The organism is Pseudomonas sp. P9_35 (genome assembly GCF_034008205.1).
Taxonomy (GTDB): Bacteria; Pseudomonadota; Gammaproteobacteria; order Pseudomonadales; family Pseudomonadaceae; genus Aquipseudomonas; species Aquipseudomonas kilonensis.
The window spans coordinates 5,278,663-5,292,984 of sequence record NZ_CP125373.1 but is presented as its reverse complement, the minus strand read 5'-3'; the positions used below and the strand labels follow the sequence as shown (position 1 = coordinate 5,292,984).

Here is a 14,322-nt window from a genome sequence, read left to right as displayed (position 1 = left end):
TAGCCTGACAACCCTGGAGTGTCTGGTTTGATCGTCTTTCGTTATCTATCCCGTGAAGTCCTGCTGACCCTGAGCGCCGTCAGCGCCGTGCTGCTGGTCATCATCATGAGCGGGCGCTTCATCAAATACCTCGCCCAGGCGGCCTCCGGCGCCCTGGACCCGGGCTCGCTGTTCCTGATCATGGGGTTCCGCCTGCCGGGTTTCTTGCAATTGATCCTGCCACTGGGGTTGTTCCTCGGCATCCTGCTGGCCTACGGGCGCTTGTACCTGGACAGCGAAATGACCGTGCTGTCGGCCACCGGCATGAGCCAACAGCGCCTGTTTCGCATGACGCTGTTCCCGGCCACGTTGGTGGCGCTGGTGGTGGCCTGGCTGAGCCTGAGCCTGGCCCCCCAGGGCGCCAACCAGTTCCAGTTGCTGATCAACCAGCAGGACGCCATGACCGAGTTCGACACCCTGGTGCCGGGGCGTTTCCAGGCCCTGCGCGACGGTACGCGGGTGACCTACACCGAACAGCTCTCGGACGACCGGATCGACCTGGGTGGCGTCTTCATTACCCAAAAGAACCTGTCTTCGGATACCAAGAAGGACCGCGGCATTTCCGTGCTGGTGGCCGAGAAGGGCCGGCAGGAAATCAGTCCCGACGGCAACCGCTACCTGATCCTGAAAAACGGCTATCGCTATGACGGCAAGCCCGGGCAGGCCGATTACCGGGCCATCCAGTACGACACCTATGGCGTGCTGTTGCCCAAGCCCGAGGTCAGCGACGAAGTCACTGATCGCGACGCGATGCCCACCGCCAGCCTGCTGGGCAACAAGGACATTCGTGCCCGTACCGAGCTGCAATGGCGCCTGTCCTTGCCGCTGCTGGTGTTTATCGTGACCCTCATGGCGGTCCCGCTGTCGCGGGTCAACCCGCGCCAGGGGCGTTTCCTCAAGCTGCTGCCGGCGATTCTTCTGTATATGGCTTACCTGACCATCCTGATTTCCGCTCGCGGTGCGTTGGAAAAAGGCAAGATCCCGCCAGCCTTGGGCCTGTGGTGGGTGCACTCGATCTTCCTGGCCATCGGCCTGGGGCTGCTCTATTGGGAGCCGCTACGCCTGAAGCTGGCCAGTCGTCGCAGCGCGCTGGAGGTGGCCCGTGGTTAAACTCGATCGCTACATCGGCAGCAGCGTGTTCATGGCGATCCTCGCGGTGCTGGGGATCATCCTCGGCCTGGCGACCCTGTTTGCCTTCATCGATGAAATGAGCGATGTCAGCGACACCTACACGCTGACGGACGTGGCGAGCTACGTGCTGCTGACGGCACCACGGCGTTTGTACGACATGCTGCCGATGGCCGCGCTGATCGGTTGCCTGATCGGCCTGGGCAGCCTGGCCAGCAACAGCGAGCTGACCATCATGCGCGCCGCCGGCGTGTCCATTGGTCGGATCGTCTGGGCGGTGATGAAGCCCATGCTGGTGTTGATGCTGGTGGGTGTGTTGATCGGCGAATACATCGCCCCAGCCACCGAAAATACTGCCCAGGCCAACCGTTCCCTGGCCCAGGGCGGCGGCGATGCGCAAAGCGCCAAGCACGGCCTGTGGCACCGCCAGGGCGACGAGTTCATCCATATCAACTCGGTCCAGCCCAACGGCATTCTGTACGGCGTGACCCGTTATCGCTTCGACGACCAGCGGCACATGCTGTCGTCGAGCTTTGCCAAGCGCGCCAATTTCGCCGAGGACCACTGGCAGTTGAGCGATGTCACGACCACCTTGTTTCATGACAAGCGCACCGAGGTGGTCGCCGCCCCGCAGGAGCGTTGGGACGTGTCGATCAGCCCGCAGCTGCTCAGCACCGTGGTGATGGCGCCTGAATCCCTGTCGATTACCGGCTTGTGGGGGTATATCCACTACCTGGCGGACCAGGGCTTGAATAACGGCCGCTACTGGCTGGCTTTTTGGGTCAAGGTGTTGCAGCCGTTGGTCACCGCTGCCCTGGTGTTGATGGCGATTTCCTTCATTTTCGGTCCGCTGCGTTCGGTGACCCTTGGCCAGCGGGTGTTTACCGGCGTACTGGTGGGCTTCACTTTCCGCATTGCCCAGGATCTGCTGGGGCCGTCGAGCCTGGTGTTCGGCTTCTCGCCGCTGTTTGCGGTGCTGGTGCCGGCCGGTGTCTGCGCGTTGGCCGGGCTCTGGCTGTTGCGTCGGGCCGGTTGATTGCACGTGTAGCGAGGGGGCTGTGGAAGCAAGGCTGTGTGGCAATCTGTGGGAGCAAGGCTTGCCCGCGATGAAGGCCCTGCGGTCTTTCATGGATCGGGGCGGCCGTTTCGCGAGCAAGCTTTGCTCCCACTCGCGCGGTGTATCAGGTACAATTCCCGGCTATTTTTCGGCGGGCTATGCCTGCAGCCTTTTTGAGTGTTGATCCGTGAGTGATTTGAGTCATATCCGCAATTTCTCCATCATCGCCCACATTGACCATGGCAAGTCGACGCTGGCCGATCGCTTCATCCAGATGTGCGGCGGCCTGGCCGAGCGTGAAATGGAAGCCCAGGTCCTGGACTCCATGGACCTGGAGCGTGAACGCGGGATCACCATCAAGGCCCACAGCGTTACCCTCTACTACAAGGCCCGCGACGGCATCACCTATCAGCTGAACTTCATCGATACCCCGGGCCACGTCGACTTCACTTATGAAGTCAGCCGGTCGCTGGCGGCCTGTGAAGGTGCGCTGCTGGTGGTCGACGCCGGCCAGGGCGTCGAAGCCCAGTCGGTTGCCAACTGCTACACGGCCATCGAGCAGGGCCTGGAAGTCATGCCGGTACTGAACAAGATCGACCTGCCCCAGGCCGATCCGGACCGCGTGAAGGAAGAAATCGAGAAAATCATCGGCATCGATGCCACCGACGCGGTCACCTGCAGTGCCAAGACCGGCCTGGGCGTGGACGAAGTGCTCGAGCGCCTGGTGCACACCATTCCCGCACCGACCGGCAACATCGAAGATCCGCTGCAAGCGTTGATCATCGACTCCTGGTTCGACAACTACCTGGGCGTGGTGTCCCTGGTTCGCGTGCGCCATGGCCGCGTGAAGAAGGGCGACAAGATCCTGGTCAAGTCCACCGGCAAGATCCACCTGGTGGACAGCGTCGGTGTATTCAACCCGAAACACACCGCCACCGTAGACCTGAAGGCCGGTGAAGTGGGCTTCATCATCGCCGGTATCAAGGACATCCACGGGGCGCCGGTCGGCGACACCCTGACCTTGAGCTCCACCCCCGACGTCGATGTGCTGCCAGGTTTCAAACGCATCCAGCCGCAGGTCTATGCCGGCCTGTTCCCGGTCAGCTCCGACGACTTCGAGGATTTCCGCGAAGCCCTGCAAAAGCTGACCCTGAACGACTCGTCCCTGCAATACACCCCGGAAAGCTCCGATGCCCTGGGCTTCGGCTTCCGCTGCGGGTTCCTGGGCATGTTGCACATGGAAATCATCCAGGAGCGCCTGGAGCGCGAATACGACCTGGACCTGATTACCACGGCACCGACCGTAATCTTCGAGCTGCTGCTCAAGAACGGCGAAACCATCTACGTCGACAACCCGTCCAAGCTGCCGGACCTGTCGGCCATCGAGGACATGCGCGAACCGATCGTGCGGGCCAACATCCTTGTGCCTCAGGAGCACCTGGGCAACGTCATTACGTTGTGCATCGAGAAGCGTGGCGTACAACACGACATGCTGTTCCTCGGCACGCAGGTCCAGGTGACCTACGACCTGCCGATGAACGAGGTGGTACTGGACTTCTTCGACCGCCTCAAATCCACCAGTCGCGGTTATGCTTCGCTGGACTATCATTTCGATCGTTACCAATCGGCTAATCTGGTGAAGCTGGATGTGCTGATCAACGGTGAGAAAGTCGATGCCCTGGCATTGATCGTGCACCGTGACAACGCGCACTACAAAGGTCGTGCATTGACCGAGAAGATGAAGGAACTGATTCCGCGGCAGATGTTCGATGTGGCAATCCAGGCCGCCATTGGCGGGCAGATTGTGGCGCGTACAACCGTCAAGGCGCTCAGAAAGAACGTATTGGCCAAATGCTACGGTGGCGACGTCAGCCGTAAGCGCAAGCTGTTGGAAAAGCAGAAGGCCGGTAAAAAACGCATGAAGCAGGTCGGTAACGTGGAAATTCCACAGGAAGCCTTCCTTGCGGTGCTCAGGTTGGATAGTTAGGTCCTATGTCGCTAAATTTCCCGCTGTTGCTGGTTATCGCCGTGTTTGTCTGCGGCCTGTTGGCGTTGCTTGATCTGTTGTTCCTGGCGCCTCGGCGCCGGGCGGCCATCGCCTCTTATCAGGGCAGCGTCAGCCAGCCTGATGGTGTAGTGGTCGAAAAGCTCAACAAGGAACCGCTGCTGGTCGAGTACGGCAAGTCGTTCTTCCCGGTGCTGTTCATCGTGCTGGTGCTGCGCTCGTTCCTGGTGGAGCCTTTCCAGATCCCGTCCGGCTCGATGAAGCCGACCCTGGACGTGGGCGACTTCATCCTGGTGAACAAGTTCTCCTACGGGATCCGCCTGCCGGTGATCGACAAGAAAGTCATCGAAGTCGGTGACCCGCAACGCGGCGATGTCATGGTGTTCCGCTTCCCGAGCGACCCGAACGTCAACTACATCAAGCGTGTCGTCGGCCTGCCGGGCGACACGGTTCGCTACACCGCCGACAAGCGCCTGTTCGTCAATGGCGAATCGGTGGCCGAACAGTTGCTCGGCTCCGAGCCGGGTACGCTGGGCAGTGCCGAGCTCTACCGGGAAAAACTCGGCGAGGCCGAGCACCTGATCCGCAAGGAAATGAGCCGCTACCGCGCTACACCGGACCATTCGTGGACCGTACCGGCGGGGCACTACTTCATGATGGGCGACAACCGCGACAACTCCAACGACAGCCGGTACTGGGATGATCCGAACATTCCCAAGGACCTGCTGGGCATGGTCCCGGACCGGAACATCGTCGGCAAGGCCTTTGCGGTCTGGATGAGCTGGCCGGAACCCAAACTCAGTCACCTGCCGAATTTCTCGCGGGTTGGCCTGATCAAGTAATCACCCACGGCGCTGTTGAACACAGCGCCGAATGCTTTTCTGGAGCCTGCGCAAGGTTGCCCGAAGGCATGAAGCCAACGATAGTCAGGACGTATTTTTGAACACAGCGTTAATTGTCCCAAGCCAACGGCGCCTTGCCGCCGTGGCGGTGGAATCCAGCCACGAACTCAGCGTGGGTAAACCGTGAGCGTTTCTCTAAGCCGTCTCGAGCGTCAGCTCGGCTACACCTTCAAGGATCAGGACCTGATGCTCCTGGCCCTCACTCACCGCAGTTTTGCCGGGCGCAACAACGAACGCCTGGAATTCCTCGGTGATGCCATCCTCAACTTCGTGGCCGGCGAGGCGCTGTTCGAGCGTTTCCCGCTGGCCCGCGAAGGCCAGTTGTCGCGTTTGCGCGCACGATTGGTAAAAGGTGAGACCCTGGCCGTACTGGCCCGTGGTTTCGACCTGGGCGACTACCTGCGCCTGGGTTCCGGTGAGTTGAAAAGCGGCGGTTTCCGTCGTGAGTCGATCCTGGCCGATGCCCTGGAAGCGTTGATTGGCGCGATCTACCTGGATGCGGGCATGGAAATGGCGCGCGAACGCGTGCTGGCCTGGCTGACCTCCGAGATCGACAGCCTGACGCTGGTGGACACCAACAAGGATCCGAAGACCCGTTTGCAGGAATTCCTGCAATCGCGCAGTTGCGAGCTACCGCGCTACGAAGTCGTGGATATCCAGGGTGAGCCGCATTGCCGTACCTTCTTCGTCGAATGCGAAGTGGTCCTATTGAATGAAAAAAGCCGGGGTCAGGGTGTGAGTCGTCGTATTGCCGAACAGGTAGCGGCCGCCGCAGCACTGATTGCCCTGGGTGTGGAGAATGGCAATGACTGATACAACCGTCACCCGCTGCGGCTATGTCGCCATTGTCGGTCGGCCGAACGTGGGCAAGTCCACGCTGCTGAACCACATCCTGGGCCAGAAGCTGGCGATCACCTCGCGCAAGCCCCAGACCACCCGCCACAACATGCTGGGCATCAAGACCGAAGGCGCCGTGCAGGCGATCTACGTCGACACCCCGGGCATGCACAAGGGCGGCGAAAAGGCCCTGAACCGCTACATGAACAAGACTGCCTCGGCGGCGTTGAAAGACGTCGACGTGGTGATCTTCGTGGTCGACCGTACCAAGTGGACCGAAGAGGACCAGATGGTCCTCGAACGCGTCCAGTACGTGACAGGTCCCTTGATCGTGGCGTTGAACAAGACCGATCGCATCGAAGACAAGGCTGACCTGATGCCGCACCTGACCTGGTTGCAGGAACAGTTGCCGAACGCCCAGATCATCCCGATCTCTGCCCAGCACGGCCATAACCTCGACGCGCTGGAACGGGTGATTGCCGAACACCTGCCGGAAAACGATCATTTCTTCCCCGAAGACCAGATCACCGACCGCAGCAGCCGTTTCCTCGCCGCCGAGCTGGTGCGTGAGAAAATCATGCGCCAGATGGGTGCCGAGCTGCCGTACCAGATCACGGTCGAGATCGAAGAGTTCAAGCAGCAGGGCAAGACCCTGCACATCCATGCATTGATCCTCGTCGAACGTGACGGCCAGAAGAAAATCATCATTGGCGACAAGGGCGAGCGCATCAAGCGCATCGGCACCGAGGCGCGCAAGGACATGGAGCTGCTGTTCGACTCCAAGATCATGCTCAACCTGTGGGTCAAGGTGAAGGGCGGCTGGTCCGACGACGAGCGAGCGTTGCGTTCGTTGGGTTACGGCGACCTCTGATCAGCTGACTGGATGTACCGAGAACCATTGTGGGAGCGAGCTTGCTCGCGATGAGGGCCTGATGTTCAACATGGATGTTGACTGACAGACCGCTATCGCGAGCAAGCTCGCTCCCACATTGGTTTGGGGCTGTTTAAAACTCTGCTCGTCCATTGAGAACTCTGATTCCCATGCCCCCAACCCAACCCACCGGCCAATCCGCCTACGTCCTCCACAGCCGCGCCTACCGCGAAAGCAGCGCCCTGGTGGACTTCCTCACGCCGCAAGGGCGGCTGCGGGCGGTGTTGCGTGGGGCGCGGGGCAAGGCCGGGACGCTGGCGCGGCCGTTCGTGCCGCTGGAAGTCGAGTTCCGTGGCCGGGGCGAGTTGAAAAATGTCGGGCGCATGGAAAGCAATGGCGTCGCGGCGTGGCTCAACGGCGAGGCATTGTTCAGCGGCTTGTACCTCAATGAACTGCTGATCCGCCTGCTGCCCGCCGAAGATCCCCACCCGGCCGTCTTCGACCACTACGCCGCCACGCTGCTGGCCCTGGCTGAAGGCCGGCCGCTGGAGCCGCTGCTGCGCTCCTTCGAATGGCGTCTGCTGGATGACCTGGGCTACGGCTTCGCCCTGAACACTGATCTGCACGGCGAACCCATTGCGGCGGACGGTCTTTACCGCTTACAGGTGGATGCCGGCCTGGAGCAGGTCTACCTGTTGCAACCGGGGCTGTTCAACGGTGCCGAGCTGCTGGCGATGGCCGAGGCCGACTGGAGTGCGCCAGGCGCCTTGTCGGCAGCCAAGCGGCTGATGCGCCAGGCCCTGGCTGTGCATCTGGGCGGGCGGCCACTGGTCAGTCGCGAGTTGTTTCGCAAGCCCTGATCAACCCGTATGCTGTGGGCCGACTATTCGTCCATTCAGGAGCCTTTTCGTGAGCACCAGCAATCGCATTCTTCTCGGCGTGAACATCGACCATGTCGCCACCCTGCGCCAGGCCCGCGGTACGCGTTACCCGGATCCGGTCAAGGCCGCATTGGACGCGGAAGAGGCGGGCGCCGACGGCATCACCGTTCACCTGCGTGAAGACCGTCGTCACATCCAGGAGCGTGACGTGCTGCTGCTCAAGGATGTGCTGCAAACCCGCATGAACTTCGAAATGGGCGTGACCGAAGAAATGATGGCGTTCGCCGAGCTCATCCGCCCGGCGCACATCTGCCTGGTGCCGGAGACGCGCCAGGAACTGACCACCGAAGGCGGCCTCGACGTGGCGGGGCAGGAGGCGCGGATCAGCTTGGCAGTGGAGCGCCTGTCGAAGATCGGCGCCGAGGTATCGCTGTTCATTGATGCCGACGAACGACAGATCGAGGCGTCCAAGCGTGTTGGCGCGCCAGCCATCGAGCTGCACACGGGTCGTTACGCCGATGCCGAGACCCCCACGGACGTAGCCGACGAGCTGCAGCGAGTCGCTGACGGCGTCGCCTTCGGCCTGGCCCAGGGCTTGATCGTCAACGCCGGCCATGGCCTGCATTACCACAACGTCGAAGCCGTCGCGGCCATCAAGGGCATCAACGAGCTGAATATCGGCCACGCGCTGGTGGCCCATGCGTTGTTCGTCGGGTTCAAGTCGGCTGTGTCGGAAATGAAAGCGCTGATCCTGGCTGCCGCCAAGTCCTGAGCCCATCCCATAAAGCTTACTTAAGGCTTGCCTGATCCATTGTGGCGAGGGAGCTTGCTCCCGCTGGGCCGGTCCGACGCTTCGGGCGAAGCGGCCCCAAGATTTTGCGGTCGCTACGCAACCGAGCGGGAGCAAGCTCCCTCGCCACGGGTTCATCTCACAGCATCAGAAGTTGTGTACAGCTTATAGCTGCGGGGATTCCTGGTTAGGCTTGCTCTTGTCGACACCCGGCACGTGCAGGTTGCCCTCGGCCACCTGGTTGCCTTCGAGCTGCGGCTGCGTCACCCAGGTCAGGATGTCGTAGTAGCGACGGATGTTCGCCACGAAATGCACCGGCTCGCCGCCCCGGGCGTAGCCATAGCGGGTCTTGCTGTACCACTGTTTCTGCGACAGGCGCGGCAGGATCTTTTTCACATCCAGCCACTTGTTCGGGTTCAGCCCTTCCTTGGCCGCCAGTTTGCGGGCGTCGTCCAGGTGACCGCTGCCCACGTTATAGGCGGCGAGGGCGAACCAGGTGCGGTCGGGCTCCTGGATGCTTTCGTCCAGTTGGTCCTTCATGTAGGCCAGGTACTTGGCGCCGCCCATGATGCTTTGCTTCGGATCCAGGCGGTTGGACACGCCCATGGCCTGGGCCGTGTTCTGGGTCAGCATCATCAGGCCGCGCACGCCGGTCTTGGACGTGACCGCCGGTTGCCACAACGATTCCTGATAGCCGATCGCGGCCAGCAGGCGCCAATCGACTTTCTCTTGCTTGGCGTAGGCCTTGAAGTGCTGTTCGTATTTGGGCAGGCGTTGCTGCAAATGCTGGGCGAACGTGGTGGCGCCCATGTAGCCGAGGACATCGACGTGCCCGTAATAGCGGTCTTTGAGGCGCTGCAGGGTGCCGTTCTTCTGCACCTTGTCCAGATAGCTGTTGATCTCGTTGAGCAGGCTGTTGTCCTCGCCGGGGGCGACCGCCCAACTCTGGCTGCGGGCATCGCCCAGGTCGAAAGCCACGCGCACGTTGGGGAAGTACACCTGGTTCATCGCCACTTCGTTGGAGTCCACCAGCGTCAGGTCGATCTGGCCCTCGTCGACCATGCGCAGCAGGTCGACAACCTCGACTGCGTCGGACTCTTCGTATTCGATGCCCGGGTACTGCTGTTTAAGCTGTGCCAGTTGTTCGGCGTGAGTGCTGCCCTTGAGCACCATGATCTTTTTGCCGGCCAAGGCGGCGGCGTCGGTGGGGCGTGACTGGCCGTTGCGGTAGATGATCTGCGGGGTGACTTCCAGGTAGGAGCGGGAAAACCGTACCTGCTTCTTGCGCTGTTCGCTGCTGACCAGGCCCGCGGCCGCGAGTACCGGACCGTTGGGCTTGCCGATCTGGCTGAACAGGTCGTCGAGGTTGTCGGCGGTCTCTATCTTCAGTTCCACCCCCAAATCGTCGGCGAAACGCTTCACCAGCTCGTATTCGAAGCCGGTTTCACCGTTACGATCCTCAAAGTAGGTGGCGGGGCTGTTTCGGGTAACCACCCGCAGCACGCCATCCTCCTTTACGCGCTCCAGTGTGTTGGGTTTCTCAACACAACCACTGAGCACCAGGAAGAGTCCGGTTGCGATCAGCCATCTGGCATATCGCGGACGCAAAGCCGTTGGGGAAAACATCTGCGCAGTATACGCAAACGGCCCCTACCGCCATATCTCGACAGCAAAAGGCCAGTCTGCTAGCCATTGCAAAACATGTCCGCAGCACCGGCCGGCCGGGGTGCGCAGGGCTTTGCATCGCTGAAAAATATCTCTGCGAAAACCTTGGCGCGGGTGTCCAATTGCGCCGTGCGCGCAAAGACCGACATTCGGCCAGCACTGCGCGTGCCGTTTCGGGTGCCGTTGCCGGCGGTTTAGGCTAGAATGCACGGCCTCAAAGCACACCCCTTCCCGAGGCTGTCCCGAAGATGTTGATCCTGCGCGGCGCTCCTGCCCTTTCTGCCTTTCGCCACAGCAAACTCCTTGAGCAACTGAGCCAGAAGGTTCCGGCTGTCAGTGGCTTGTATGCTGAATTCGCTCACTTCGCCGAAGTCACCGGCGGTTTGACCGGCGACGAACAGCAGGTGCTCGCGCGCCTTCTGAAGTACGGTCCCAGTGTTCCTGTCCAGGAGCCGGCCGGACGCCTGTTCCTGGTACTGCCGCGTTTCGGCACCATTTCGCCGTGGTCGAGCAAGGCCAGCGACATCGCCCGCAACTGCGGCCTGGCGAAAATCCAGCGCCTGGAGCGTGGTATTGCCTTTTATGTCGCCGGTGAGTTCAGCGAGGCCGAGGCCCAACTGATCGCCGAAGGCCTGCATGACCGCATGACCCAGGTCGTCCTGGGCAACCTGGAGCAGGCTGCCGGCCTGTTCAGCCACGCCGAACCCAAGCCACTGACCGCTATCGACGTACTGGGCGGCGGCCGTGCCGCGCTGGAAAAAGCCAACGTCGAGCTGGGCCTGGCCCTGGCCGAAGACGAGATCGATTACCTGGTCAGCGCCTTCCAGGGCTTGAAGCGCAACCCGCACGACATCGAACTGATGATGTTCGCCCAGGCCAACTCCGAGCACTGCCGCCACAAGATCTTCAACGCCAGTTGGGACATTGACGGCCAGGACCAGGAAAAAAGCCTGTTCGGCATGATCAAGAACACCTACCAGATGCACAACGAAGGTGTGCTGTCGGCCTACAAGGACAACGCGGCGGTGATCGTCGGCAACGTTGCCGGTCGTTTCTACCCGAACCCTGAGACCCGCCAGTACGGTGCGGTCCAGGAGCCGGTGCACATCCTCATGAAGGTCGAGACCCACAACCACCCGACCGCGATTGCCCCGTTCCCGGGCGCATCCACCGGTTCCGGTGGCGAGATCCGCGACGAAGGCGCCACCGGGCGCGGCGCCAAGCCCAAGGCCGGCCTGACCGGCTTCACCGTGTCGAACCTGCAGATCCCGGGCTTTGAACAGCCGTGGGAAAAGCCGTACGGCAAGCCTGAGCGCATCGTCAACGCTCTCGACATCATGATCGAAGGCCCCCTGGGGGGCGCGGCGTTCAACAACGAATTCGGCCGTCCGGCCCTGACCGGCTATTTCCGTACCTTCGAACAGTCCATCACCACCCCGCGTGGTGAGGAAGTCCGTGGTTACCACAAGCCGATCATGCTCGCTGGCGGCATGGGCAACATCCGCGCCGAACACGTGCAGAAAGGCGAGATCCTGGTCGGCTCCAAGCTGATCGTCCTCGGTGGCCCGGCCATGCTCATCGGCCTGGGTGGCGGCGCCGCTTCCTCCATGGCTACCGGCACCAGCTCGGCAGACCTGGACTTCGCCTCGGTCCAGCGGGAAAACCCGGAAATGGAACGCCGTTGCCAGGAAGTCATCGACCGTTGCTGGCAGTTGGGTGAACACAATCCCATCAGCTTCATCCACGACGTCGGCGCGGGCGGCCTGTCCAACGCCTTCCCGGAACTGGTCAACGACGGTGGCCGCGGTGGCCGCTTCGAACTGCGCAACATTCCGAACGACGAGCCGGGCATGGCCCCGCACGAAATCTGGAGCAACGAATCCCAGGAGCGTTACGTCCTGGCGGTCGGTCCGGCCGACTTCGAACGTTTCCAGGCCATTTGCGAGCGCGAGCGTTGCCCGTTCGCGGTAGTGGGTGAAGCGACCGCCGAGCCGCAACTGACCGTCACCGACAGCCATTTCGGCAACAGCCCGGTGGACATGCCGCTGGAAGTGCTGCTGGGCAAGGCCCCGCGCATGCACCGTTCGGCCGTTCGCGAAGCAGAGCTGGGCGACGATTTCGATCCGTCGACCCTCGATGTCGCCGAGTCCATCGAGCGCGTGCTGCATCACCCGGCCGTGGCGAGCAAGAGCTTTCTGATCACCATCGGCGACCGCACCATCACCGGCCTTGTGGCCCGTGACCAGATGGTTGGCCCGTGGCAGGTGCCGGTGGCTGACGTTGCCGTGACCGCCACCAGCTTCGACGTCTACACCGGTGAAGCCATGGCGATGGGCGAGCGCACGCCGCTGGCACTGCTGGACGCCCCGGCGTCGGGCCGCATGGCGATCGGCGAGACCCTGACCAACATCGTGGCTTCGCGCATTGGCAAGATTTCCGACATCAAGTTGTCGGCCAACTGGATGTCCGCCGCCGGTCACCCGGGTGAAGATGCGCGCCTGTACGACACCGTCAAGGCCGTCGGCATGGAGCTGTGCCCTGAGCTGGGCATCACCATTCCGGTGGGCAAGGACTCCATGTCCATGGCCACGCGCTGGAACGACGAAGGCGTGGACAAGAGCGTGACCTCGCCGCTGTCGCTGATCGTGACGGGTTTCGCCCCGGTCACCGACATCCGCCAGACCCTGACCCCGCAACTGCGCATGGACAAGGGCACCACCGACCTGATCCTGATCGACCTGGGCCGTGGCCAGAACCGTATGGGCGCTTCGATCCTGGCCCAGGTGCATGGCAAGCTCGGCTCGCAAGCGCCGGACGTCGACGATGCCGAAGACCTGAAGGCGTTCTTCGCCGTCATCCAGGGCCTCAACGCCGACGGTCATCTGCTGGCCTACCACGACCGTTCCGACGGCGGTTTGCTGACCACCGTGGTGGAAATGGCCTTTGCCGGCCACTGCGGCCTGAGCCTGACCCTCGACAGCGTTGCCGAGTCCAAGGCCGAAATCCCGGCCATCCTGTTCAACGAAGAGTTGGGCGCGGTGATCCAGGTTCGCCAGGACGCCACCCCGGACATCCTCGCCCAGTTCAGCGCGGCTGGCCTGGCCGACTGCGTCTCGGTGATCGGCCAGCCGATCAACAACGCCCACATCAACATCACCTTCAACGGCGACACCGTCTTCGAAGGCCAGCGCAGCCTGTTGCAGCGCCAGTGGGCGGAAACCAGCTACCAGATCCAGCGCCTGCGCGACAACGCCGACTGCGCCGAGCAGGAATTCGACGCGCTGCTGGAAGAAGACAACCCGGGCCTGAGCGCCAAGCTCAGCTACGACGTCAACGAAAATGTGGCCGCGCCTTACATCAAGAAAGGCATTCGCCCACAAGTGGCGGTCCTGCGCGAGCAGGGCGTCAACGGTCAGGTGGAAATGGCGGCGGCATTCGACCGCGCCGGTTTCAACGCGATCGACGTGCACATGAGCGACATCCTCGCTGGTCGTGTCGACCTGAACGACTTCAAGGGCATGGTCGCTTGTGGCGGTTTCTCCTACGGTGACGTGTTGGGTGCCGGTGAAGGCTGGGCCAAGTCGGCGCTGTTCAACAGCCGCGCCCGCGATGCGTTCCAGGGTTTCTTCGAGCGCACCGACAGCTTCACCCTCGGTGTGTGCAACGGTTGCCAGATGATGTCCAACCTGCACGAGCTGATCCCGGGCAGCGAGTTCTGGCCGCACTTCGTGCGTAACCGTTCCGAGCAGTTCGAAGCCCGCGTGGCGATGGTCCAGGTGCAGGAGTCGAATTCGATCTTCCTGCAGGGCATGGCCGGTTCGCGCATGCCGATCGCCATCGCCCACGGCGAAGGCCACGCGGAATTCGAAAGCGAAGAAGCGCTGCTCGAAGCCGACTTGTCCGGTTGCGTGTCGCTGCGTTTTGTCGACAACCACGGCAAGGTCACCGAAACCTACCCGGCCAACCCGAACGGCTCGCCGCGCGGGATCACCGGCCTGACCAGCCGCGACGGCCGCGTCACGATCATGATGCCGCACCCGGAGCGTGTGTTCCGCGCGGTGCAGAACTCGTGGCGTTCGGATGACTGGAACGAAGACGCACCTTGGATGCGCATGTTCCGCAACGCGCGCGTCTGGGTGAACTAAGG

The 14,322-nt window shown here is 62.2% G+C and carries 10 protein-coding genes; 9 read left to right on the top strand and 1 reads right to left on the bottom strand.

Features of this window, described 5'->3' with window-relative positions:
* Positions 1-27 precede the first annotated feature (27 nt).
* The 8 genes from lptF (at position 28) to pdxJ (ending at position 8,492) form a co-directional block, all read left to right on the top strand.
* Positions 28-1,149, top strand: coding sequence for an LPS export ABC transporter permease LptF (lptF, locus tag QMK47_RS23415; protein ID WP_214512406.1), 1,122 nt, complete (start codon positions 28-30; stop codon positions 1,147-1,149).
* On the top strand, positions 1,142-2,203 hold the full coding sequence (lptG, locus tag QMK47_RS23410; RefSeq protein WP_060740808.1) for an LPS export ABC transporter permease LptG: 1,062 nt from the start codon (positions 1,142-1,144) through the stop codon (positions 2,201-2,203). The genes lptF and lptG overlap by 8 nt, the downstream gene beginning before the upstream one ends.
* A gap of 208 nt (positions 2,204-2,411) precedes the next feature.
* Positions 2,412-4,211 (top strand): translation elongation factor 4, encoded by a 1,800-nt coding sequence (lepA, locus tag QMK47_RS23405; RefSeq protein ID WP_003205274.1) that lies wholly within the window; start codon positions 2,412-2,414, stop codon positions 4,209-4,211.
* Positions 4,212-4,216: 5 nt separating this feature from the next.
* Positions 4,217-5,071, top strand: coding sequence for a signal peptidase I (lepB, locus tag QMK47_RS23400; RefSeq protein WP_003205272.1), 855 nt, complete (start codon positions 4,217-4,219; stop codon positions 5,069-5,071).
* A 183-nt stretch (positions 5,072-5,254) separates the two neighbouring features.
* Complete coding sequence (gene rnc, locus QMK47_RS23395) at positions 5,255-5,944, top strand: ribonuclease III (protein WP_003205268.1); 690 nt, start codon at positions 5,255-5,257, stop codon at positions 5,942-5,944.
* A complete protein-coding gene (gene era, locus QMK47_RS23390) occupies positions 5,937-6,839 on the top strand; it encodes a GTPase Era (RefSeq protein ID WP_253477758.1) in 903 nt (300 codons plus the stop codon). Before rnc ends, era begins: the two co-directional genes overlap by 8 nt.
* A gap of 170 nt (positions 6,840-7,009) precedes the next feature.
* Complete coding sequence (gene recO, locus QMK47_RS23385; RefSeq protein WP_003205262.1) at positions 7,010-7,699, top strand: DNA repair protein RecO; 690 nt, start codon at positions 7,010-7,012, stop codon at positions 7,697-7,699.
* Between the two features lie 49 nt (positions 7,700-7,748).
* A complete protein-coding gene (gene pdxJ, locus QMK47_RS23380) occupies positions 7,749-8,492 on the top strand; it encodes a pyridoxine 5'-phosphate synthase (RefSeq protein WP_253477755.1) in 744 nt (247 codons plus the stop codon).
* 183 nt (positions 8,493-8,675) lie between these two features.
* Here pdxJ and mltF read toward each other — a convergent pair whose 3' ends face one another.
* Positions 8,676-10,136, bottom strand: a complete 1,461-nt coding sequence (gene mltF, locus QMK47_RS23375) for a membrane-bound lytic murein transglycosylase MltF (protein WP_072345608.1) — start codon at positions 10,134-10,136, stop codon at positions 8,676-8,678.
* Between the two features lie 287 nt (positions 10,137-10,423).
* Between mltF and purL the strand changes: the two genes are divergently transcribed.
* Complete coding sequence (purL, locus tag QMK47_RS23370) at positions 10,424-14,320, top strand: phosphoribosylformylglycinamidine synthase (RefSeq protein WP_320389395.1); 3,897 nt, start codon at positions 10,424-10,426, stop codon at positions 14,318-14,320.
* Positions 14,321-14,322: the final 2 nt, after the last annotated feature.

Excerpts from the sequence above, each read along its gene's own strand:
- lepB (WP_003205272.1), top strand. The coding sequence starts at position 4,217 with ATGTCGCTAAATTTCCCGCTGTTGCTGGTTATCGCCGTGTTTGTCTGC.
- era (WP_253477758.1), top strand. The coding sequence starts at position 5,937 with ATGACTGATACAACCGTCACCCGCTGCGGCTATGTCGCCATTGTCGGT.
- recO (WP_003205262.1), top strand. The coding sequence starts at position 7,010 with ATGCCCCCAACCCAACCCACCGGCCAATCCGCCTACGTCCTCCACAGC.
- mltF (WP_072345608.1), bottom strand. The coding sequence starts at position 10,136 with ATGTTTTCCCCAACGGCTTTGCGTCCGCGATATGCCAGATGGCTGATC.
- purL (WP_320389395.1), top strand. The coding sequence starts at position 10,424 with ATGTTGATCCTGCGCGGCGCTCCTGCCCTTTCTGCCTTTCGCCACAGC.